The following is a 22,123-nucleotide window of genomic DNA, read 5'->3' as shown; positions in this document are numbered from 1 at the left end:
CAAGAGGGGATGTGCGAAACGGGTCTCCTCCCATCCCCGTTTCGCAGAATCGCTCACATCCTACGATATATACGGGCTATTGCGACCGAAATGTTTAGGCGAAGCCGCAACGTCGAAATTCTGACACTGCGACCGCTATCGGTTCAGACCTCCAGCCACTCGGCTCGGACATCGTCACGGGTTTTGAACTCTTCCGGTGTACCGGAATAGACGATTTCACCATGCCCCATGACATAGACCCGGTCGGCAATCCGCAAAGCGATGCTAAGCTTCTGTTCTACCAACAGAATCGACACCCCGGTCTTGGCGATTTCCGCGATGACGTCACCGATCTGATGTACGATCTTGGGGGCCAGACCTTCGGTCGGCTCATCAATGATGATCAGTTCAGGATCGCCCATCAGGGTCCGGCACATGGTCAACATCTGCTTTTCCCCGCCGGATAGAACCCCTGCCAGATTATCCGCCCGCTCCCGCAGGTTGGGGAACATATCCAGCATCTGATCGACCGTGTGCTTGCCCGGATGCCGCATGTCCTTGATCCCAAGGATCAGGTTCTGCCGCACGGTCATGCTTGGGAAAATATCCCTGCTTTCAGGAACATAGCCCAGACCCAACCGCGAGATTTGATGGCTTTCCAGACCGGAAATCGGTTGCCCCTTGAAGGTGATCTCGCCCTTGGGGGCCACTTCGCCCATGATCGCCTTGGCGGTGGTCGAACGACCCACGCCATTGCGACCCAGAAGCGCAATCACCTCGCCCGGCATGATTTCCATATTCACGCCGCGCAGAACATGGGATTTGCCATAATAGGCGTTCAGGTCCTTTACGGACAGCATCGCCTGGGTCATGCCGCATCTCCTTCAATCGCGTCGGCTTCGTCGCCCAGATAGGCTTCGCGCACCTTTTCGTTGCCACGGATTGCCATCGGCTTGTCGGTGGCAATGATTTCGCCATAAACCAGCACGCTGATCCGGTCGGCCATGTTGAAAACCACACCCATGTCATGTTCCACGATCAACAGCGTCTTGCCTTCGGTCGCCTGCTTGATCAGCGCCACCGCGCGTTCGGTTTCCGAATGCGACATGCCGGCGGTGGGTTCGTCCAGCATGATCACATCCGCCCCCCCCGCGATGGTGATGGCGATTTCCAAAGTGCGCTGATCGGCATATGGCAACAGCGCCGCAGGTAGCTGCGCCTTGTCAAGAAGATCAACACTTTCAAGGATTTCCGCGGTCTTTCGCTGCACATCATGCAGGTTTCCAACATTGCGCCAGAACCCGTAACCATATCCCATCGAGTACAGCACACCGCAGCGCACGTTTTCCCGAACGGTCATGTTGGAAAAGATGTTCGACACCTGGAAACTGCGCGACAGACCCATACGGTTGATCTTGAACGGCTTCATCCCGCCGATCTCCTCGCCGCGCAGCTTGATGCTGCCCTTGCTCGGGTGGTAGCCACCCGAGATCAGGTTGAACAAGGTCGATTTGCCTGCTCCGTTCGGCCCGATGATCGCGTGGCGTTCACCCGGTTCGATATCCAGCGTCACTCCGCGAATGATATGCGCCGGACCGAAACTTTTGTGCAGGTTAGTGATAGAAAGCGCCGGGTTACTCATGCCTGGCCCTCCTTGTTCTTATGTGCCATGCGCAGGATGCCAACACCGGCAGCGAATGGGATGAAAATGATCAACCAGGTCAACACGCTGTCATGTGCCAGATGCAGCCCGAAAGGATGGAACACCTCGCCATAATTGTTGGACCAGTGCACGGACATCTCGATCAAGGTGACGATCCCAACCATCATCAGCAAAATCCCCGCGATCTGGACACTCCAGCGACGCAGACTCCCCACCGGATCATCCCCGCGCAACCCGCGGAACAGCCCGGCAAAAATCCCCGCCAGACCACCGGGCGCAAACATAACGATTACGATGAAAAGCAGCCCCAGATAAAGCAACCAAGCCTCCGAATAGTCCGACAACATGGACTGCATATAGGTCAGCAGCACCGCGCCGAGAATCGGACCGGCGAAATATCGAATACCACCGATATATGCCATCAGAAGAACCATACCGGACGGGCCCAGCGACAGCGCCTCGGGGGTAAAGATTTCATAGTTTACTGCGGACATACCGCCAGCTAACCCGGCGAAACCACCGGCAAAGATGAATACCAGATAGCGCACCTTTTGAGGATCGTAGCCAACGAATTCCACCCGTTCGGGGTTGTCGCGGGTCGCTTCGGACATTTTGCCGAGCGGCGTGCGGGTAAAGGCGTAGGTGCCCAAGACGCCGATGAATGTCCAGAAGGCGATAAACCAGTAGACCTCTTCGATCGGCCCCAGCGACAGGCCGAACAGTTCCGGTCCGTTCATCCGGTCACCGGAAACGCCTTCTTCGCCGCCGAAAATGGATCCGAACATGAACCCCGCTGCCGCGATCAGCTCGGCGACGCCGAGCGAAATCATGGCAAAGGGCGTTCCGGCACGACGGCAGGACGGCCAGCCGATGACGGCCCCGGCCAAGGCACCACCGGCAAATCCGATGATCGGCAAGAAAAAGACAGGGTAACTGGCCCAGAAGCCGCCGTCGCCATAAGACGCATTTTCGATAGCTTCCATGGCATGAACGGCGGCATAGCCGCCCAATCCGAAGTAGACCGCATGCCCAAAGGACAGAAGCCCGGCACGCCCCAGCAACATATTGTAAGACATTGCGAAAACGATATACACGCCCATCGCATTCATAAGCGAATACACCGTGCGTGTCGGCCCAAAGAATGGGATCACCGCCAGAACAACGGCGAAGATGATCAACGGCAAAGTCCGCTGCATAAATTTCTGACTGCCGCTCGGCGCCAGAGAAATCGTTGTATTAGTTGCAATATTGCTCATAGCTCACGATCCCCCAACAAACCGCGCGGACGAATCATCAGGATCAGTACCAGCATTAGGAACGGTATCATCGGTGCCAGCGACGCGATGGTAATACTGCCCAGTTCAGTGGTCTCGCTCAGCCCCAGCCAGCCGAAGATATCGGCAAAGCGGGCATCGATGGAGACAGCGAAAGTCTGCAAAAGTCCCAGGATCATAGCTGCCAGAAATGCCCCCATCAGACTGCCCAGTCCTCCGACAACGACAACAACAAAGACGATCGGCCCCATCTGCACAGCCATGGCAGGCTCGGTCACGAGGTAGTTTCCGCCGATCACCCCGGCCAATCCGGCCAGCGCACAACCGACACCAAACACAGTCATGAATATCCGCGGAACGTTATGCCCCAAATGGCCCACCATATGTGGATGCGATAGCGCCGCCTGAATGATCAGGCCCGCGCGGGTACGGTTCAGGATAAACCAAAGCGCCACGAGCATCGCCAGAGCAACGAAAAGCGTGAAAATTCGATAAGCCGGATATTGCGCACCGAACAGTTCGAACAAGGGGAAATCGAGCAATTCAGGGACCTTGTAGTCAACTGCGTTGCGGCCCCAAACGATCTTAACCACCTCGTCGATCAGATAGGCTAATCCGAAAGTGAAAAGCAATTCGGCCACGTGCCCGTTTACATGCACAGTGCGCAGTCCGAATTTTTCCACCATAGCGCCGACCAACCCGACAAGGATCGGGGCGAAAATCAGGGCCACCCAGAAACTACTGGCTTCGGAGATGGTGTAGGCAAAATAGGCTCCCAGCATGTAGAAGCTGGCGTGGGCAAAATTCAGAACGCCCATCATGCTGAAGATCAATGTCAGACCGCTTGACAGCATGAACAAAAGGAGCCCGTAAATCACTCCGTTGAGGAGTGAAAATACGATCGTTTCCATGAAAACCTCTTAGCAGTAAGGTGCCGCGTGAAATCACGCGGCACCGTTCTTGGATTAAGATTTGGGCCGCCTTATTTGCTAGGGCGCTTCATCTTACAGGTGGTTTCGGTACGGGTGTCTTCCGCTTCGATGCGGTCCGCCGGACCCGATTTCCACCCCAGGGGCAGCTTCTCAACACCGCGTTCAACATCGTCCGAGAAGGTCGACATGAACATCGGCTGCAGAATCTGGTGGTTATCTGCACGCATGGTGATGACGCCGTTGGGGCTGTCATAGGTCATGCCTTCCAGTGCGAACGCAACATCTACCGGGTCGGTGCTGTCGGCTTTTTCGGCCGCCATCGCCAGCATGTTCATCGCATTGTGAATGCGGTGATAGTAGTAGTTGTCCTCGGTATACTTGGCTTCATAACCATCGACATAGGCTGCCTCGGCGTCCGACATCGGCAGGTTGGTGTTGTTCTCGACAATCGCCTTAACTTGGCCGACCGCCGCTTCACCCATCGCCGTGGCCGCGCCCTTGGAACCACCGTAATATGTCAGGATCGGGCCTTCAAAACCCGAATCGACCGCCGCTTTGATCAGCAGCACCATGTCGGCGCCCCAGTTCCCGGTGATGATTGCATCGGCACCCGAGCTGATGATCTTCTGCACGTAGGGAGTGAAGTCCTTCACCTTGCCCAGCGGATGCAATTCGTTGCCGACGATATCGATGTCAGGGCGCTTTTCGGTCAGGTTTTTAACGGCTGCGGCGGCAACCGCCTTACCGAAGGAATAGTCCTGGCCGATGATGTAGACGCTCTTGATGTCCGGCTGGTCTTTCACCCAGTTGGTGACAGCGGCCATCTTCATGTCGGCATCCGCGTCGAAACGGAAATGCCAGAAGGTGCAGCGATCGTTGGTGAATGCGGGATCGACCGCAGCATAGTTCAGGAACAGGACTTCTTCGCCCGGGTTACGCTTGTTGTGCTTGTCGATCGCATCAATCAGCGCCGAAGCCACCGACGATCCGTTACCCTGCGCGATGTAGCGAGCACCACCGTCGAGCGCTTTCTGCAACTGAACCAGCGATTCTTTTGGGTTGATCTTGTTGTCGTAGCCGGTGACTTCGATCATGTCGCCATTGATGCCGCCCTTGGCGTTCATCTGGTCGGCCGCGTAGATCCATTCGTTCAGACCCGCCTGTCCCGACGGCCCAAAAGGCCCCGAAAGCGGATCGATAAAGGCGATTTTCAGTGTATCCGCTGACGCGCCGGAAACGGCCGCAACGCTCATAGCCGCCGCAAGTGCAGCTGATATAACTAGTTTCATAGATTTCTCCTCCCGTCATTAAACGACGCCGCAACGTCATTTCCACCGCTGATCAAAAGCGTCTACTGACCGCTTGTCAATCATTTTGTGAAACTCTATTCTGCTATGCGAAACATTCATCAGGGGAGGGGTGACATGGCAGATGATACGACGGAACTGTCAAAGTTCCGAAATGATATAGCGGATTGGATCATTAATAATTGTCCCGAGACGCTACGTAACCGTCCACTTGGTGAAGGCTCTATCGTCTGGGGCGGCCGCAACTGGAGCTTCGACAACGACGATCAACGTGTTTGGATGGAAAACGCCATCACCAAAGGCATGACCGCACCCCGCTGGCCAACAGCCTATGGCGGTGCAGGTTTGAACCGGGCGCAAGAGAAAATTTTCCGTGAAGAGATGACACGCCTGAAAGCCCCCAGTCCCCTGGAAAGCTTTGGCTTGTGGATGTTGGGACCAGCCCTACTGGCCTTTGGCACCGAAGAACAGAAGCTGCATTTCCTGCCCCAGATCACCAGCGGCAAAATTCGCTGGTGCCAAGGGTATTCCGAACCCGGTGCCGGCAGCGATCTGGCCAGCGTTCAGACCCGGGCCGAAGATATGGGCGACCATTGGTTGATCAACGGACAAAAGATCTGGACCTCTTACGCAGACAAGGCCGATTGGATTTTCGCGTTGGTTCGCACCGACCGGGAAGCGCCCAAGCACAAGGGTATTTCCTTTGTTCTGATCGACATGACGACACCCGGTGTGAGCACCAAGCCAATTCAGCTGATTTCGGGCAAATCACCTTTCTGCGAAACCTTCTTCGACAACGTCAAAGTTCCGAAATCCTATGGCGATGGCATCCCGTCTCAGGTGGGTGAAATAAATCGTGGCTGGGACGTTGCAAAACATCTGCTGACGCATGAACGTGAAATGATAAGCGGCGGTGCGCAAGGATTGCTGGGCGGTCGGTCGACTGGCGAATTCTTGTCCAGCCTAGATACTGACGTTCTGTCCGATCCGGTAATCAGCGCGCAGGCAATGGAGCTGGAAGTGGACAGTCTTGCCTTTGGCATGACGCTGGATCGCTACAAGGATCAGGCGGAATCGGGACGCGGCGTGGGCAATGCCAGCGCAATGTTGAAATATTACGGCACCGAAATGAACAAGCGCCGATACGAATTGCTGATGTCAGCGTCGGGTAGCGAAGGCGTGGAATGGGACGGACCGCACGGGTCACTGGCACCGGAATGGCTACGTACCAAAGCCAATTCGATCGAAGGCGGCACTTCGGAAGTGATGCTGGACATCATTTCCAAGCGCGTCCTTGAACTGCCTTTGAAATAAGGAAATTGAGAATGACCAGTCTTCTTGAAACCGAAGACGAAACCTTGCTGCGCGATTCTGCCCGCGGGTTTCTGAACGATGCTTCGCCCGTTTCCGCCCTGCGTGCCAACCGCGAACAGGGCCGCCCGTTCGATCCGGGGCTGTGGCGCGAAATGGCACAGATGGGTTGGACCGGCGTTTTGGTTCCCGAAGAACAGGGCGGGGCCGATATGGGCCATCGCGCGGCGGGCATTTTGTCGGAGGAAATGGGACAGGTTCTGGCCGCATCGCCCTTCATCTCGTCAGCCGTGATGGCCGCAACGGCATTGCGCGGCGCGGCGAATGGCCGGGCCAGTGATGCGCTGGCGCAAATCGCGGCAGGCGAATCAATCTACGCGATTGCAGTGGATGAGGGGCCGAAACACGCCCCTGCGAAGACGGCGTTGCGAGCAGAGAAATCTGGCAACGGCTATCGGCTTTCCGGCAGCAAGACATTCGTCGCCGATGGCAGCAGCGCGAATCGGGTGTTGGTTCTGGCTCGTACCGCCGGCGAAGCGGGCGATACGTCGGGTTTGACCCTGTTTGATATTGATGTCGAACGAACAGGGCTGAGCCGAGAGGCGATCAGCACGATTGATTCGCGCGATCACGCGCGGCTCAACTTTGACGATCTGGAAGCCACCGGCGAAGATATCGTAGGCGAACTGGACAATGGCTTTGCAACGCTGCGTCACGGTCTGGAAGCAGGCCAGGCGACGCTGGCGGCCGAGCTTTCGGGACTGACGGCCGGGGCCTATGCAATGACCATCGGGTACCTGAAAGAACGCAAACAATTTGACCGCACCATCGGGTCGTTTCAGGCGCTGCAACACCGCGCCGCGCATCTGTTCAGTGAAATCGAGATCACTGCTTCGGCCGTAATTAATGCCGGCCGCATCCTTGACGAGTCCCCCGATCAGGCCACGCTGGCCGTGTCGATCGCCAAAGCGCGCGCAACTGCGACCGCGAAACTGGCGGTATCCGAAGGGGTACAGATGCATGGCGGCATCGGAATGACCGACGAATATGACATCGGGTTTTTTATGAAACGTGCCAGGGTCGGGGCCGAATGGCTGGGCGATTATGGTTATCACGCTGCGCAGGTAGCTGCAGCACGCGGGTTCTGAGGAGGACAATATGACACCGAATGATTTGTTTGACCTGACTGGCAAGGTCGCTTTGGTCACTGGCGGGTCCAGCGGCATTGGCCGCATGGCGGCTGAAGGACTGGTTGCTGCTGGGGCTCGGGTGCTGATCGCCAGCCGCAAGGCTGATGCCTGTGAAGCGGTAGCGGCAGAACTGAACGGAATGGATTATGCCGGAAGCGCCGAAGGCTTCGCCGGCGATGTCAGCACCGAAGCGGGTATCGATGCGCTGGTCGCCGAAGTGAACAAGCGTACCGACAAACTGCATATCCTGATGAACAACGCGGGTCGCACCTGGGGTGCGGCCATTGGTGAACATCCCTATCAGGCCTGGGAAAAGCTTCTGAGTCTTAACGTGACCGGGATGTTCCACCTGACCCAGCAATTGCTGCCGCTGCTGAAAGCAGCCAGCACCCCCCAGGACCCCGCGCGCGTGGTCAACGTCGGGTCGGTTATGGGCGACATCCCCAAAGGCACATCCACCTATTCCTATGCTGTGTCAAAGGGTGCGGTGCACCATATGACCCGGGTTCTGTCGAACGATCTGGCCCCCGAAGGCATCACGGTGAACGCCATTGCGCCAGGACCGTTCGTGTCGAAGATGACCGCTTTTGCCATCGGCACCGAAGAAGGACAGAAAAAGTCCGCCGAAGGTGTTCCGCTTGGCCGGGTCGGCTGCCCCGAAGACATCGCCGGAGCGCTGCAATATCTGTGCGGCCGCGGTGGGTCTTATGTTTCGGGCGCGATCCTGCCACTGTCTGGAGGAATGCAATCGAACGCCCCCGGCTCCCTGTTCAACGAGGATTTGTAATCATGACGCTGCCCTCAGGTAAAAAAATCAGCCGGGAAGAATTCGAAGCCCTGCTGGGGCAGGAAATGGGCGTGTCGGATTGGTTCACCATTGATCAAAGCCGGATCGACCAGTTCGCGGACTGCACCGAGGATCACCAGTTCATTCATGTCGATCCAGAAGCCGCCGCAAAAACGCCCTTTGGCAGTACCATCGCACATGGGTTCCTGACTCTGTCGATGCTGTCGGCCATGGTCTATCAAATGCCCAGCATCGAAGGCGTCGTCATGGGAGTGAATTACGGCTTCGACAAAGTTCGGTTTGTGTCACCGGTGAAGGTCGGGTCCCGGATCAGGGCGCGGTTCGTACTGGCCGCGTTCAACGAAATCAGACCCGGTGAATTCCAGTCCAAAATGGATGTGACCGTTGAAATCGAAGGACAGGAAAAACCTGCTCTTGTGGCCCAATGGTTGGGTCGGCGCTATTTCGGAGAAGAAGCATGAGCGAAGTACGTTTTGACGGGCGCGTGGCCATTGTCACCGGTGCGGGCGTCGGTCTGGGTCGCAGTCATGCGCTTGGCCTTGCGGCACGCGGGGCCAAGGTGGTGGTCAACGATCTGGGGACGTCCACGGACGGGACCGGATCGGGGTCCGACGCGGCCCGCGCTGTAGTGGACGAAATCCGCGCCGCAGGTGGCAAAGCGATCGCCAATGGTGCCAATGTCGCGGATTCCGGGCAGGTTCAGGCAATGGTGGACGAAGCCATTTCCGAATTCGGTCATGTTGATATTCTGGTGAACAATGCCGGGATCCTGCGCGACAAGACTTTTGCCAAAATGACGTTGGAAGATTTCCAGATGGTGATGGATGTTCACCTGACGGGATCGGTTAACACCGCTCATGCCCTGTGGCGGCATATGTGTGAACGGGAATATGGTCGCATCGTTTTCACCACTTCAGCATCGGGTATGTACGGCAATTTCGGTCAGTCGAACTATGGCGCGGCGAAATCGGCGATGCTGGGTCTGATGAACGTGTTGTCCATTGAGGGCGCGAAATACAACGTTCGGGCCAATATACTGGCCCCTACAGCAGCAACGCGGATGACCGAAAACCTGATCCCCGCCGAACTTCTGGCACTGTTGAAGCCCGAAACCATCACCCCCGGCCTTTTGGCACTGGTAAGCGACGACGCGCCGTCCAAAATGATCCTGGGGGCCGGTGCCGGTTGTTTCGCGGAAACCAAGATCTACGAAACAGAAGGCATCACTCTGCAAGACGACGAGCTGAGCCCGGAAACAGTTTTGGCCAGAATGGCGGAAATCCGTGACCCTGCGAACCAGCAGGTGATGGCAAACGCTTTCGAACAAACCCATAAATATGTCCGGAATGCAGCGGCGGCGCGTGGCGTCACCCTGCCCGGCGAATAACCCCGAACCAAAGGAATTCAAAATGCGTGACGCAGTAATCGTTTCAACCGCCCGCACCCCGATTGGCAAAGCCTTTCGCGGCGCGTTCAACAACACCTCGGCCCAGACCCTGATCGGTCATGCGGTTTCCAACGCGGTGTCCCGTGCTGGCCTGGACGGGTCCGAGATTTCGGATTGCATCATCGGCACCGCCATTCAGCAAGGATCGACCGGCGGCAATATTGGCCGTCAGGCAGTCATCCGCGCGGGCCTACCCGTAACCATCGCGGGTATGTCGATGGATCGGCAATGTGCCAGCGGCATGATGGCCATCGCCACTGCCGCCAAGCAGGTCGTTCATGACGGTATGGATGTCGCCATCGGCGGCGGCGTCGAATCGATCAGCCTGGTTCAGAATGACAAGATGCGGACCGACTGGCTGGCCGATGCCTGGATCAAGGAACATAAACCCGCGCTTTACATGTCCATGCTGGAAACCGCCGAAATCGTCGCCGAACGCTACGGCGTCAGCCGCGAAGACCAAGACGCCTATGCGCTGCAATCGCAGCAGCGGACTGCGGCCGCGCAGGAAGCTGGCAAGTTCGACGATGAAATCGTGCCGCTGACCACCGTGATGAAAGTGGTCGACAAAGAAACCCGCGAAGTGTCGGACCGCGAAGTCACGCTTTCCAAGGACGAAGGTAATCGCCCGTCGACCACACTGGAAAGCCTTTCCGGTTTGTCGCCGGTCTTCAAGAACGGCCAAGTTGTGCAAGAGGGCAAATTTATCACCGCTGGCAACGCTTCGCAATTGTCCGATGGCGCTTCTGCTGCCGTGATCATGGAAGCGAAAGAAGCCGAAAAGCGCGGCTTGCAGCCGCTGGGCCGCTACGTCGGCGTCATGGCGGCGGGCTGTGAACCCGATGAAATGGGTATCGGCCCGATCTATGCCGTGCCGAAACTGCTGGAGGCACACGGCCTGAAGATCGACGATATCGGCCTTTGGGAGTTGAACGAAGCTTTCGCAAGCCAGGTCCTGCAATCGCAGCGCGTTCTTGGTATTCCGGATGAAATCCTTAACGTCGATGGCGGCGCGATTTCGATCGGCCATCCCTATGGAATGTCGGGTGCCCGCATGGTCGGTCACGCCCTGATCGAAGGCAAGCGGCGCGGCGCGAAATACGTGGTCTGCACCATGTGTGTCGGCGGCGGCATGGGCGCGGCCGGTCTGTTCGAAGTTCTCTGAAAAACTACGGGGCCGCAGATCATTGCGGCCCCCCTTACTAATAAAGGCCCCGATATGCCCGAACTCTATCTGATCCGTCATGCACAGGCGTCTTTCGGCGCGGCAAACTATGACGTGTTGTCCGAACTGGGCCATGATCAATCCTTTGCTTTAGGCCATGCCTTGGCCGAACAGGGGGTACAGCCCGACGGCCTGTTCATCGGAGAGCAGCGACGCCACCGCGAAACGCTGGAAGGTGTACTGAAAGGTTTGGGGCGCGATCCGCAGCAGGCGCAGATCCATGCCGGGTTGAACGAATTCGACTTCAAGTCCCTGCTCGATGCCCATTACCGCAACCGGGACGCGCCGGAAAAGATGCACAGCGAACGGAAATCACATTTCCGCACCCTGCGTGACACGGTCTTGGCGTGGCAACGCGACGAAATTGTCGATCCACCGGAAAGCTGGGCCGACTTCACCGGCAGAGTCGAAGCCGCCCGCCAAGCCATCGTCGCCAGCCGCGCGCAGACTATCGTGGCGGTCAGCTCGGGTGGCGCAATCGGTCAGATGATCGCTGCCACGCTCTGCACCCCGTCCGACCAACAGATTAAATTGCAACTGCAGATGAAAAATTGTGCGGTGAACCGGTTTGTTTTTTCCGAACGCAGTTTTTACCTGCACGGGTTCAACGAAACCCCACATATCACGGCGGCGAATGCCGACCCCTTGCTGACCTATAGCTGAGGAGCGACGATGACCAAGACCGACCCAACCAAGCTGGACACCGAGGCCGTCGCCACCTATCTGGGCGCACATCTGAAGGGTTTCGAAGGACCGGTCGAGGCCGAGAAATTCGATGTCGGGCAATCCAATCCCACCTTTCGGCTTCGTACTCCGAAGAAAAACTACGTTCTGCGCCGCAAACCACCTGGGATTTTGTTGAAATCGGCCCATGCAGTGGATCGTGAATTCCGGGTGCAAAGCGCGCTACGGAATACCGATGTGCCGGTGGCCAATATGTACCTGCTCTGCGAAGACGAAGACGTGATCGGGTCGGCCTTCTATGTGATGGAAGAAATCGTCGGGCGGCATTTCAACGACCCGCGCTTGCCGGAACTATCAAAGGCGGACCGGTTGCCCATCGTCGATGAAATGAACCGGGTTCTGGCCGCGATTCACAATGTCGACCTGCAAGCCACTGGTCTGAGCGATTATGGCCCCGAGGGTAATTATTACCGCCGCCAGATCGACCGCTGGACCAAACAATACCGCGCCTCGGAAACCGACAAGATCCCCGCAATGGACGACCTGATTTCCTGGCTCGACAACAATGTCCCCGCCGAGGACGGTCAGCGCACGCTGGTTCATGGTGATTATCGCATCGATAACATGCTGTTCCACAAGGACCGTCCCGAATGCGCCGCTGTGCTGGATTGGGAATTATCAACCACCGGCCACCCCTATGCCGATCTTGCCGCCGTGATCATGCAATGGTCGATGCCGCCGGGTGCCGAAGGCCGTGGCCTGGCCGGAGTGGATCGCTCTGCCCAAGGATTGATGAGCGACGAAGGATTTGTCGACGCCTATTGCGCCCGCCGCAACCTGGCCGGAATCGACAAATTCGGTTTTTACCTGGCCTTCACCTTCTTTCGCATGGCCGGGATCATTCAGGGCGTTTACAAACGCGCACTGGACGGCAACGCGTCGAACCCTGAACGCGCCAAACGGCTGGGCAGCCATGTCGGCACCTTCGCCGAACACGGGCTGGCAGCAGCCAAAACCGTATGACGGAAGGACCCGATGTGAGAGACAGCCAAATCGATCCCGCCCTGCAGGAAGACCCCTATGCGCTACAAAAACATCTGGGTTTCGAGATCACAGGTTGGGACAAGGATTACGCCCGGGTCGAATTGCCGATGCAGGATCATCTCGGTAATCGCTATGGCATCCCCCATGGCGGGGTGCACGCAACGCTGATCGATACCGCGATGGGATTCGCTGGCTGCTATACCGGCATCCCGGACCAGAAACGGTTGGCGATGACGCTGTCGCTGAACGTAAGTTATGTCGGCCAGCTCAAGGGCAAGCTGCTGATAAGCGAAGGGTTTCGCACCGGTGGTGGACGCAAAACTTTCTTCGCCGAAGCCAAGCTCACCGACGAATTGGGCACCCTGATCGCGACCGGAACCGGGGTATTTCGTTACCGTGGCGTTTGAGCGGAAAATGACGTGATGTCATTTTCCTGAACTCGCTAATTGCCTTTTATTTCATGGTTTTTCGCCCAGAATGCAGGCCAATGAAGAGGAGAAAGACCATGACAGATATGATGCAACGGGTCGTGCTGGCGAGTCGCCCGCAAGGAGAACCGACCGACGAAAATTTCCGCCTGGAAAGCGTACCAGTGCCGGCACCCGGAGATGGTGAAGTTCTGGTCCGGGTCAGCCATATGTCGCTCGACCCCTATATGCGGGGCCGTATGGACGATGCCAAATCCTATGCCAAGCCGGTCGAGGTCGATCACACGATGGAAGGCGGTGCAGTAGGCGAGGTGATCGCCTCGAACCACCCGAATTTCGCCCCCGGCGATTTCGCGTTCGGCATGTTCGGCTGGGCCAGCCATGGCTGCCTGCCCGGCAATCAGTTGCAGAAACTCGACCCCGCACATGGGCCGATCACAAACGCACTGGGCGTGCTGGGTATGCCGGGTTTCACCGGCTGGTTCGGCCTGACGGAATATGGCAAACCGAAAGCAGGCGAAACCCTTGTGGTGGCGGCTGCCACAGGCCCGGTCGGATCTATGGTCGGGCAGATGGGCAAGCAGCTGGGGCTGCGTGTCGTCGGCATCGCGGGCGGACCGGAAAAATGCAAACTGGCCAAAGAAACCTTCGGGTTTGATGAATGCCTGGACCACTATGCCTATGAGGATGCCAATGCGCTGCGCGCTACGCTGAAAGAAGCCTGCCCGGACGGCGTCGATATCTATTTCGAAAACGTCGCCGGCAAGGTGCTGGAAGCGGTGCTGCCCTTGATGAATGTCGGCGCCCGAATTCCACTTTGCGGCATGGTTGCCTGGTACAATGCGGGGGCGCTCGGAGCCAATCAGAAAGGCACGAAAGACCAGTTGCCGAAAATGTGGCGCAGTATTCTGGTGAACCGGATGCATGTGCATGGCTTCATCATTTCGGATCATTACGACCGCTACCCGGACTTCCTGGCAGATGCCGGTCCGCGCGTCGCCACGGGCAAGATCAAATCCGTCGAAGATATTGCCGAAGGTTTGGAAAACGCCCCACGCGCATTCATGAACATGCTCAAGGGCGGCAATTTCGGCAAACAGATCGTCAAACTGGCGGATTGATATCCGCCACAACGCGCGAGACACAAACCAAAGGGGGGCATTGCCCCCCTTTTCCATGCAAAACCCAAGAATGGTTCACGGCTTCTCGCCCAGATTTATTTCACCAAGATAAAATTCGAACGAATGAGTTTCATCTTGCCCGAAATACTCCGGGGGCATGGGGGCAGCGCCCCCAAATCGCTTCGCATTTATTGCGAAGAAAAATCGGCGCGCCCGGAACGGGCGCACCTTAAGATCAGGCAGCGCGATTTGCCGCCATGATCCGGCTGAGGTGATAGTCGGTATCACCCAGCTGCGCATCCAGCATCACCAGCCGCTTGGCAAAATGCGAAATCGGGTATTCCCAGGTCATTGCGATACCGCCATGCATCTGAACCGCCTCTTCAGCAATCAGCCGTGCCGCACGGCCGATCAGGTTCTTGGCCATCGACGCGTAATGCGAGGCGTTTTCGCCCCCCAACTCGGCGGCAGCCTTGATCGTGATCGAACGGGCCTGTTCAATCTCGGTCAGCATGTCGACCGCGCGGTGCTGCAACACCTGGAATTTACCAATCGGGATACCGAATTGCTTGCGCTGCTTCAGGTAATCGACCGTGGTCGCATGGGTGACGTCCATAGCGCCGACCGCTTCGGCACAAAGCGCCACGATGCCCGCATTGATCGCGTCTTCCATCGCATCAGCCGCCTCGGCCATCAACAGGCGCGCCGGGCTATCGTCCAGCTGGACCTCTGCCGCCCCACTGCCATCCATCATTGCATAGCCGGTCACATTGGCATCGGCGGCCTGTACTTCGAACAGGGCCACTTTACCATCCAGCTTGGCGGCGATCAGGAATGTATCAGCGATCTGACCACCATAGACGGTGCTTTTACGCCCGGACAGGACATAGCCATCGCCTTTGGCGCTGGCGGTGCAGGTCATGTAGTCCAGTTCATAAGGTGCGTCGATCTCGGTGAAACCCACCGCATATTTCGTAGACCCAGCCAGCAGCGCCTCTTGATCTTCGCCCGCCGACACCAACAGGCGCGACGCCATCAACGCACCCAGCACCGGTTCCGGGGTCAGTTGCCGGCCCATGGCTTCGAACACCACCGAGATGTCGAACCCCGTGCCGCCAAAGCCGCCCGCATCTTCCGGCGCAAGAGCGAAAAGAGTGCCCAGTTCGACCAACTGGTCCCATTTCGAAGGATCGTGGTACGGCGCGTCATAGGCGACCTTGTTGCGATGTTCGACAGCATATTGCTCGGCCAGAAACCGGTTCAACGTGTCTGCCAGCATCTGGCGGTCTTCAGTCAGATTAAAATCCATCGGCTTACAGCTCCAGCATAGTCTTGGTCAGAATGTTGCGCTGGATCTCGTTCGATCCACCGAAAATCGAGGTTTTGCGGTTGTTGAAATAACGCGCCGCGTTATTCGCGCTGTCCGCCGGGCCGAACATCAGGTTGCCGTCTGTGACATAGCCCGGGAACGGGGCCGCAGCCGGACCCAGTGCGCGGCGCGCCAGATCTTTGAGTTCCTGGTTGATCACCGTCCCCTTGATCTTGAGGATCGAAGTTTCCGGTCCAGGCGCGCCTTGTTGCTGCGCCTTGAACAACATCCGAAGGTTGGTGATTTTCATCGCCTCAAGATCAATCTCGGCCTGCGCCACGCGGGCGGCAAAGAGCGGGTCTTCGATCAATGGACGGCCGCCCCGCTGCACCTTACGGGCCAGCGCCTTCACCTCTTCCAGAGACTGCATCGAGAAGCCCACCCCGGCGATGCCGGTACGTTCATGGGTCAGCAGATATTTGGCGATGGTCCAACCCTTGTTTTCCTCGCCTACCAGATTGCCATAAGGCACCCGGACATCGGTGAAGAACACCTCATTCACCTCGTGACCGCCTTCGATCAACTTGATCGGCCGCACTTCGATCCCCGGGGTTTTCATATCGACTAAGATAAAGCTGATACCCGACTGCTGCTTGGCATCCGGATCGGTCCGGCACAGGCAAAAGATCCAATCTGCGTGCTGTCCCAGCGTAGTCCACGTTTTTTGCCCGTTGATCACCCATTCGTCACCATCGCGCACGGCGCGGGTTTTCAAACTTGCAAGGTCTGAGCCAGCACCAGGTTCGGAATAGCCCTGACACCACCAGTCGGTCCCGTCCAGGATGCGCGGCAAGTAGTGATCCTGCTGTTCCTTACTACCGAATGCCTGCAACACCGGGCCCAGCATGCTTAGCCCGAAGGGCACAATGCGGGGGGCATAGGCACGGCAGCATTCATCTTCAAAAATATAGCGCTGCACCGGGGTCCAGCCGGGGCCGCCAAATTCTTTCGGCCAAGTGGTGGCAAGCCAACCATTGGCGTTCAGAATGGCGTGCCATTCTTCCATGACCTCTTTGGTCAGCTCGCCACCCGCACGCACCGCATCTGAAATGTGGGTGGGCAGGTTTTCGGCCAGATAGGCGCGGACCTCGTCGCGAAACGCGATGTCTTCGGCGGAAAAGCTCAGATCCATTGGTCAGGCTCCTTTGTTCAAATCAGCAAATGTGGTGCCATCGTCAGCCATTTTCTGCAGCAGGCCAGGCACTTGCCAGTAATGGCTGTCTTCGTTGGCATAATCGGTAATCCGGCGCACCAATTCCTTGGCCCCGATGGTGTCGGCATAGGCCAGCGGCCCGCCACGGAAGCGCGGGAAGCCATAGCCAAACAGGAACACCATATCGACATCAACCGGACGTTTGGCGGTACCGTCTTCGACCACGCGGGTGGCTTCGACGATCATCGCAGTCATGTAGCGGTCGACGATGTCTTCATCGGTGAACGTACGCGGAGTGATACCCTTGTCTGCGCGCACCTCGTCGATGATCGTGGCGACTTCGGGGTTGGGCACAGGGGCACCCTGGCCATAGATGTAATACCCCTGCCCCGTTTTGCGTCCGAACCATCCGTTTTCACAGATGCGGTCGGCCACGTCACCGGCATAGCGTTCATTCGGATCGCGGCTATCGGCTTTGCGTTTGCGTGTCATCCAACCGATATCCAGACCGGCCAGATCGCCGACCTTGTGCGGCCCCATGGCAAATCCGAAGCCTTCCAGCGCATTATCCACCTGTTGCGGTGACGCGCCATCCAGTACCAAATAGCTGGCAGTTTTGCCGTAATGCGCCAGGATGCGGTTGCCGATGAAGCCATCGCAGACCTGCGCCAGAATGCCGACTTTCTTCAACCGTTTCGCCAGCGCGAAACCAGTGGCCAGAACGTCGGGCGCCGTTTTCGCACCCTGCACGATTTCCAGCAGCCGCATCACATGGGCCGGGCTGAAAAAATGCAGTCCCAGAACGTCCTGCGGACGGTCAGTGCTGTCGGCGATTTCGTTGATATCCAGATAGGACGTGTTGGAAGCCAGGATCGCGCCCGGTTTGCAGATGGTGTTGAGCTTGCCAAAGATGTCCTTTTTCACATCCATCTGTTCGAACACCGCTTCGATAACCAGATCAACATCGGACAGCACGTCCAGACCCAGCGACGGTTCCAGCATTTTCAGCGCCGCGTCTTTCTGATCTGCACTCATCTTGCCGCGGCTCACTGCGCCTTCAAGGTTCTTGGTGATCGTTGCAACGCCACGATCAAGACCGTCTTGCGCGACTTCGACCAACCGCACCGGAATGCCTGCAATCAGGCAAGAAGTGGCAATGCCCGATCCCATCGTGCCGCCGCCGATCACCCCGATCTTGGCAATCTCGCGGGTGTCGCCCTTGGCTTCGGGGATGCCCGAAACGGCACGTTCACCAAAGAAGGCATGGATCAGACCGGCGCGCTGCGGCGTGTCCATTGAATCGATAAAGGCCTGTCGTTCGATTTTCAGACCTTCGGCGCGCGGCAGCGACGATGCTCTGACCGCTTCGACGATCTTATGTGGTGAAAACAGATGCGGCTGCTTTGCCTTCAGCATCGCGGCGGTATCTTCCAGCGTTTTTTCATCGGGTTCGACAACCAGATCGCAGCTATGGCGGGTCGCCAGCTTGCCGTCCAGAACATCCTGCGCGGCCTGCAACGCGGCGTCGCGCGGGGCCATGTCGACCAGCCGGTCGATCACGCCTTTTTCAAGCGCTTCTTCGGCTTTGACCTGACGGCCCGACAGCGCCATGTCGAGAGTGAAGGCAATGCCCGCGATCCGTGGCAGGCGCTGCGTTCCGCCAGCACCGGGCAGCAGGCCCAGCAGGATTTCCGGCAGGCCGATGCGCAATCCCTTGATCCCGATCCTGGCGTGGGTCGCCATACCCAGTTCGAAACCACCGCCGAGTGCAGTGCCATGCATGACCGAGATGACCGGGATTTTGCTATCTTCGATAATGTTATAAACGTCCGGCAGCGCCGGAGGCTGCGGTGGTTTGCCAAATTCGGTGATGTCCGCCCCGGCGACGAAGGTACGGCCTTCGGCATAGATCGCGATGACCTTTGCAGTACCTTCTTCGTTCAGCCGGGTGATTGCATCCTGCAATCCCTGACGAACAACCTGCCCGGTGGCGTTCACCGGCGGGTTGTTGATAATGATCAGGGCAATGTCGCCCTGCCGTTCGATGGATATCTTGTCATTCACCTGGGTGACATCGGTCATATGGCTGCCTCACGCTCCTGCAATCACACAGAGGAATGCGGGCTGCGCTCTGCAACCGCCTCCTCCCGTCGGGACCAAACTAAAGCCTCGGCGTGACCGCGTCAACGCGTGGAATATAGTTTTGCAATGCAGAACAACGCGGTGACGTCAGGTTACGAGATGATCTCGAACCGGTTCACATCGACCAGACCGCGATCGGTGATCTTGAGGTTGGGAATCACTGGCAAAGCCAGAAATGCCAATTGCAGGAACGGCTCTTCCAGCGTGACGCCAAGCGAACGGGCGGCAGAGCGCAGATCCACCTGCCGGTCGCGTACAGCTTCGAACGGTTCAAGGCTCATCAACCCGGCCACCGGCAGCGGCAGTTCAGCCAGAACCTTGCCGCCTTGAACCACGACGAAGCCGCCTTCGATTTCGCCCAGCCGGTTCGCGGCCAGCGCCATGTCGTCGTAATCGGCCCCCACCACCGCGATATTGTGGTGATCGTGACAGACCGTCGAGGCGATGGCGCCGCGCTGCAATCCGAAACCGCGCACGAACCCGGTGGCCATGTTGCCGTTCTTGCCGTGCCGTTCGATCACCGCGATCTTGATCAGATCGCGTGCAATGTCAGGGCGTTTGTCACCGTCCACGATCGGGATCGTTTCATGCAGATGGTCGGTGATAATTTTGCCTTCGATGATGCCGATTACATCCGTGTCTTCGCGGTTTCCCGTAGTTCGGAAATGGGTGGCCGTCACCGTGGGCGCCTTAACCGAATGCCGACCTACCGGCGGGATCGTCTGGCGCGAAGCGAAGGCTTCGTCCGTCACTTCAACGCCGCCGCAGAAGACTTTCTGCACGTCGCAGTCTTCCAGACTGGTCAGCGCGACGATATCGGCGCGTTTTCCCGGGGCGATCAGCCCGCGATCCTTCAGCCCAAAGGCTTCGGCCGCCGACAGGCTGGCAGCGCGATAGGCGGCCAGCACCGGCGCTCCCAGCCCGATCAGGCTGCGGATCATGTAATCGAGATGGCCGTATTCGGCGATATCGAGCGGATTGCGGTCATCGGTACACAGGCACAGGTAAGGCGCGGTGCGCTCAGTCAGGACCGGGGCCAGCGCGTGCATGTCCTTTGATACTGATCCTTCGCGGATCAGGGCGCGCATCCCCTTGCGCAGCTTTTCCAGCGCTTCCTCGGCCGTGGTTGCTTCGTGTTCGGTGCGGATACCGGCGGCGATATAGCCGTTCAAGTCCTTGCCCGACAGCAGCGGACAATGCCCGTCGATATGCTTGCCGCGGAACAGGGTCAGCTTTTCCATCACGCCGGGGTCTTTGTAGAGCACGCCGGGGAAATTCATGAACTCGGCTAGCCCAATGCCGGTGGGATGATCCATAAGCGGCACCAAATCTTTGGCATCAATCCGGGCGCCTGCGGTTTCCATTTCGGTCGAGGGCACGCAGGAGGACAACTGCACCCGGATGCTCATCAGCGTATTCAGCGCGGCCTGCTGAAAATAGCGGATTCCGTCGGTGCCGATTACGTTGGCGATCTCGTGCGGGTCGCAGATCGCGGTGGTGACGCCGCGCGGCAGCACGCAGCGGTCGAATTCGAACGGCGTGACCAGAGAGCTTTCGATATGCAGGTGGGTATCAATAAAACCCGGCACCAGGATCAGCCCGGTGACATCAACGATCCGCTTGCCTTCATAGCTGTCGCAAGTCCCCGCGATCATATCGCCGCAAATGGCGATATCGCCCTCAAGAAAGTCCCCGGTGACAAGATCGAGCATCCGACCGCCGCGCAGCACAATATCGGCGGGTTCCGCCCCACGCCCCTGATCGATCAGCTGGTCCAGTTCCGCCATGCCACCTTCCTTTACTGTGTTTCTGCCACGATGCCATGGAACGGGGGCAGGCGCGAGGCGTTATCAGAAAGTGCGCGCAGAGATCTCTGATACCCCAAAGCGGTCATAGAAGGATCAGAGCACTCGGCTTAGGAACAATTACCCTCAGCGAAAACCAAGCGTTTCGCATCTGAGAGGCCCTGCCGTCCTTAGTTGAAGCCCTAAATTGATCACGGGCATGCCAAAAGCAAACGCTCAGGAAAAACCAGCCCGCGTTCTGTTTGCAAAGGCAACAAGCGAAAGCATAACAGGGACTTCTACCAATACGCCAACGACAGTGGCTAAAGCAGCGCCAGAATTCAGACCGAAAAGGCTGATTGCGACTGCGACGGCTAGTTCAAAGAAATTCGATGTTCCGATTAAGGCGCAAGGGGCCGCGATGCGGTGCGGAACCTTCAGAAGCCAGGCTGCGGCATAGGCCAGCAGGAAAATACCATAGGATTGTATCAGAATTGGGGTCGCGATCAGCGCGATCACCAATGGCCGATCGAGGATGACTTGCCCCTGCAATCCGAACAGGATCACCACTGTCGCGATCAGTCCAACAATCGAAAACGGCTTAATCTGGTCACGAAATGCCGCGATGCGATTACGCGACCCGAGCAGGTGTCGGGTCCATACACCGGCGGCGAGAGGCAGCGCCACAAACAGGGCAACAGACAGAAGCAGCGTAGCCCAAGGCACCGCGATTTCGGTAACACCGAGCAGAAAGGCGACGATCGGCGCGAAGGCAAAGACCATCACGATATCATTCACAGAGACCTGTAAAAGCGTGTAATTTTCATCGCCCCGTGTCAGTTGGGACCAGACGAAAACCATCGCTGTGCAAGGGGCTGCCCCCAGAAGGATCAAACCGGCAGTATATTGCTGCGCGTCGGACGGGGCGATCAAATCGGCGAAGACAGTTTCGAAAAACAACACGGAGAGCGCAGCCATCGTGAACGGCTTTATCAGCCAATTGATGACCAGCGCAATTGCCAGCCCCCGGGGCTGGCGCAAAACATTCTTCAACTCGCCGGGGTCCACCCCGACCATCATCGGATAAACCATCGCCCAGATAAGCACCGCAACAACAAGATTAACGCGCGCCACTTCTGCGCCAGCGATCAGTTGTACGAGACCCGGCAAAACGTTGCCAAAGGCGATCCCCGCAGTCATTGCCAAAGCGATCCAAAGGGTTAGATATTTCTCAAATGTAGTCATCTTGGGGTCCTGAAAAA

The 22,123-nt window shown here is 57.7% G+C and carries 20 protein-coding genes; 10 read left to right on the top strand and 10 right to left on the bottom strand.

What is annotated here, in order from left to right:
• Positions 1–143: 143 nt before the first annotated feature.
• From VOI23_RS08855 to VOI23_RS08835, 5 genes are all read right to left on the bottom strand, one after another.
• A complete protein-coding gene (locus VOI23_RS08855) occupies positions 144–851 on the bottom strand; it encodes an ABC transporter ATP-binding protein (RefSeq protein ID WP_323784245.1) in 708 nt (235 codons plus the stop codon).
• Positions 848–1,621, bottom strand: a complete 774-nt coding sequence (locus tag VOI23_RS08850) for an ABC transporter ATP-binding protein (protein ID WP_323784243.1) — start codon at positions 1,619–1,621, stop codon at positions 848–850. Before VOI23_RS08850 ends, VOI23_RS08855 begins: the two co-directional genes overlap by 4 nt.
• Positions 1,618–2,898 carry a branched-chain amino acid ABC transporter permease gene (locus tag VOI23_RS08845; RefSeq protein WP_323784241.1) on the bottom strand — a complete coding sequence of 427 codons (1,281 nt, stop codon included), beginning with the start codon at positions 2,896–2,898 and terminating at the stop codon, positions 1,618–1,620. The genes VOI23_RS08850 and VOI23_RS08845 overlap by 4 nt, the downstream gene beginning before the upstream one ends.
• Complete coding sequence (locus VOI23_RS08840; protein WP_323784239.1) at positions 2,895–3,827, bottom strand: branched-chain amino acid ABC transporter permease; 933 nt, start codon at positions 3,825–3,827, stop codon at positions 2,895–2,897. Before VOI23_RS08840 ends, VOI23_RS08845 begins: the two co-directional genes overlap by 4 nt.
• Positions 3,828–3,898: 71 nt before the next feature.
• A complete protein-coding gene (locus VOI23_RS08835) occupies positions 3,899–5,137 on the bottom strand; it encodes a branched-chain amino acid ABC transporter substrate-binding protein (RefSeq protein ID WP_323784237.1) in 1,239 nt (412 codons plus the stop codon).
• Between the two features lie 135 nt (positions 5,138–5,272).
• On the opposite strand from VOI23_RS08835, the gene VOI23_RS08830 reads away from it, so the two are divergent.
• From VOI23_RS08830 to VOI23_RS08785, 10 genes are all read left to right on the top strand, one after another.
• The gene (locus tag VOI23_RS08830) at positions 5,273–6,469 is read left to right on the top strand and encodes an acyl-CoA dehydrogenase family protein (protein ID WP_323784235.1); all 1,197 of its coding nucleotides are present in this window, start codon (positions 5,273–5,275) and stop codon (positions 6,467–6,469) included.
• Between the two features lie 11 nt (positions 6,470–6,480).
• A complete protein-coding gene (locus VOI23_RS08825) occupies positions 6,481–7,614 on the top strand; it encodes an acyl-CoA dehydrogenase family protein (protein ID WP_323784233.1) in 1,134 nt (377 codons plus the stop codon).
• A gap of 10 nt (positions 7,615–7,624) precedes the next feature.
• On the top strand, positions 7,625–8,443 hold the full coding sequence (locus VOI23_RS08820) for an SDR family NAD(P)-dependent oxidoreductase (protein WP_323784230.1): 819 nt from the start codon (positions 7,625–7,627) through the stop codon (positions 8,441–8,443).
• A gap of 2 nt (positions 8,444–8,445) precedes the next feature.
• Positions 8,446–8,925, top strand: a complete 480-nt coding sequence (locus tag VOI23_RS08815) for a MaoC family dehydratase (protein ID WP_323784228.1) — start codon at positions 8,446–8,448, stop codon at positions 8,923–8,925.
• The gene (locus tag VOI23_RS08810) at positions 8,922–9,851 is read left to right on the top strand and encodes an SDR family NAD(P)-dependent oxidoreductase (RefSeq protein WP_323784226.1); all 930 of its coding nucleotides are present in this window, start codon (positions 8,922–8,924) and stop codon (positions 9,849–9,851) included. Before VOI23_RS08815 ends, VOI23_RS08810 begins: the two co-directional genes overlap by 4 nt.
• A gap of 22 nt (positions 9,852–9,873) precedes the next feature.
• Positions 9,874–11,076 carry an acetyl-CoA C-acyltransferase gene (locus VOI23_RS08805; RefSeq protein ID WP_323784224.1) on the top strand — a complete coding sequence of 401 codons (1,203 nt, stop codon included), beginning with the start codon at positions 9,874–9,876 and terminating at the stop codon, positions 11,074–11,076.
• Between the two features lie 54 nt (positions 11,077–11,130).
• Positions 11,131–11,799, top strand: coding sequence for a histidine phosphatase family protein (locus VOI23_RS08800; protein ID WP_323784222.1), 669 nt, complete (start codon positions 11,131–11,133; stop codon positions 11,797–11,799).
• Positions 11,800–11,808: 9 nt separating this feature from the next.
• Positions 11,809–12,843: a phosphotransferase family protein gene (locus VOI23_RS08795; protein ID WP_323784220.1), complete on the top strand. Its 1,035-nt coding sequence runs from the start codon at positions 11,809–11,811 to the stop codon at positions 12,841–12,843.
• Positions 12,840–13,271 carry a PaaI family thioesterase gene (locus VOI23_RS08790; RefSeq protein ID WP_416376518.1) on the top strand — a complete coding sequence of 144 codons (432 nt, stop codon included), beginning with the start codon at positions 12,840–12,842 and terminating at the stop codon, positions 13,269–13,271. Before VOI23_RS08795 ends, VOI23_RS08790 begins: the two co-directional genes overlap by 4 nt.
• A 98-nt stretch (positions 13,272–13,369) precedes the next feature.
• A complete protein-coding gene (locus VOI23_RS08785) occupies positions 13,370–14,413 on the top strand; it encodes an NADP-dependent oxidoreductase (RefSeq protein WP_323784215.1) in 1,044 nt (347 codons plus the stop codon).
• A 235-nt stretch (positions 14,414–14,648) separates the two neighbouring features.
• Here the strand turns inward: VOI23_RS08785 and VOI23_RS08780 are convergent, their stop codons facing one another.
• The 5 genes from VOI23_RS08780 to arsB all read right to left on the bottom strand — a co-directional run bounded on the left by VOI23_RS08780 (position 14,649) and on the right by arsB (position 22,106).
• Entirely contained in the window at positions 14,649–15,722 is a 1,074-nt protein-coding gene (locus VOI23_RS08780) for an acyl-CoA dehydrogenase family protein (protein WP_323784214.1), read from the bottom strand.
• Between the two features lie 4 nt (positions 15,723–15,726).
• The gene (locus VOI23_RS08775) at positions 15,727–16,914 is read right to left on the bottom strand and encodes an acyl-CoA dehydrogenase family protein (protein WP_323784212.1); all 1,188 of its coding nucleotides are present in this window, start codon (positions 16,912–16,914) and stop codon (positions 15,727–15,729) included.
• A gap of 3 nt (positions 16,915–16,917) precedes the next feature.
• The gene (locus VOI23_RS08770; protein WP_323784210.1) at positions 16,918–19,017 is read right to left on the bottom strand and encodes a 3-hydroxyacyl-CoA dehydrogenase NAD-binding domain-containing protein; all 2,100 of its coding nucleotides are present in this window, start codon (positions 19,015–19,017) and stop codon (positions 16,918–16,920) included.
• Positions 19,018–19,169: 152 nt separating this feature from the next.
• Positions 19,170–20,864 (bottom strand): adenine deaminase, encoded by a 1,695-nt coding sequence (ade, locus tag VOI23_RS08765; RefSeq protein WP_323784208.1) that lies wholly within the window; start codon positions 20,862–20,864, stop codon positions 19,170–19,172.
• A 234-nt stretch (positions 20,865–21,098) separates the two neighbouring features.
• Positions 21,099–22,106 (bottom strand): ACR3 family arsenite efflux transporter, encoded by a 1,008-nt coding sequence (arsB, locus tag VOI23_RS08760; protein ID WP_323784206.1) that lies wholly within the window; start codon positions 22,104–22,106, stop codon positions 21,099–21,101.
• Positions 22,107–22,123: the final 17 nt, after the last annotated feature.

The sequence above is a fragment of the Thalassovita sp. genome (genome assembly GCF_034670005.1).
Taxonomy (GTDB): Bacteria; Pseudomonadota; Alphaproteobacteria; order Rhodobacterales; family Rhodobacteraceae; genus Thalassobius.
Note: the sequence above shows the minus strand (reverse complement) of the source record. Positions and strands in the feature narration are given on the sequence as shown.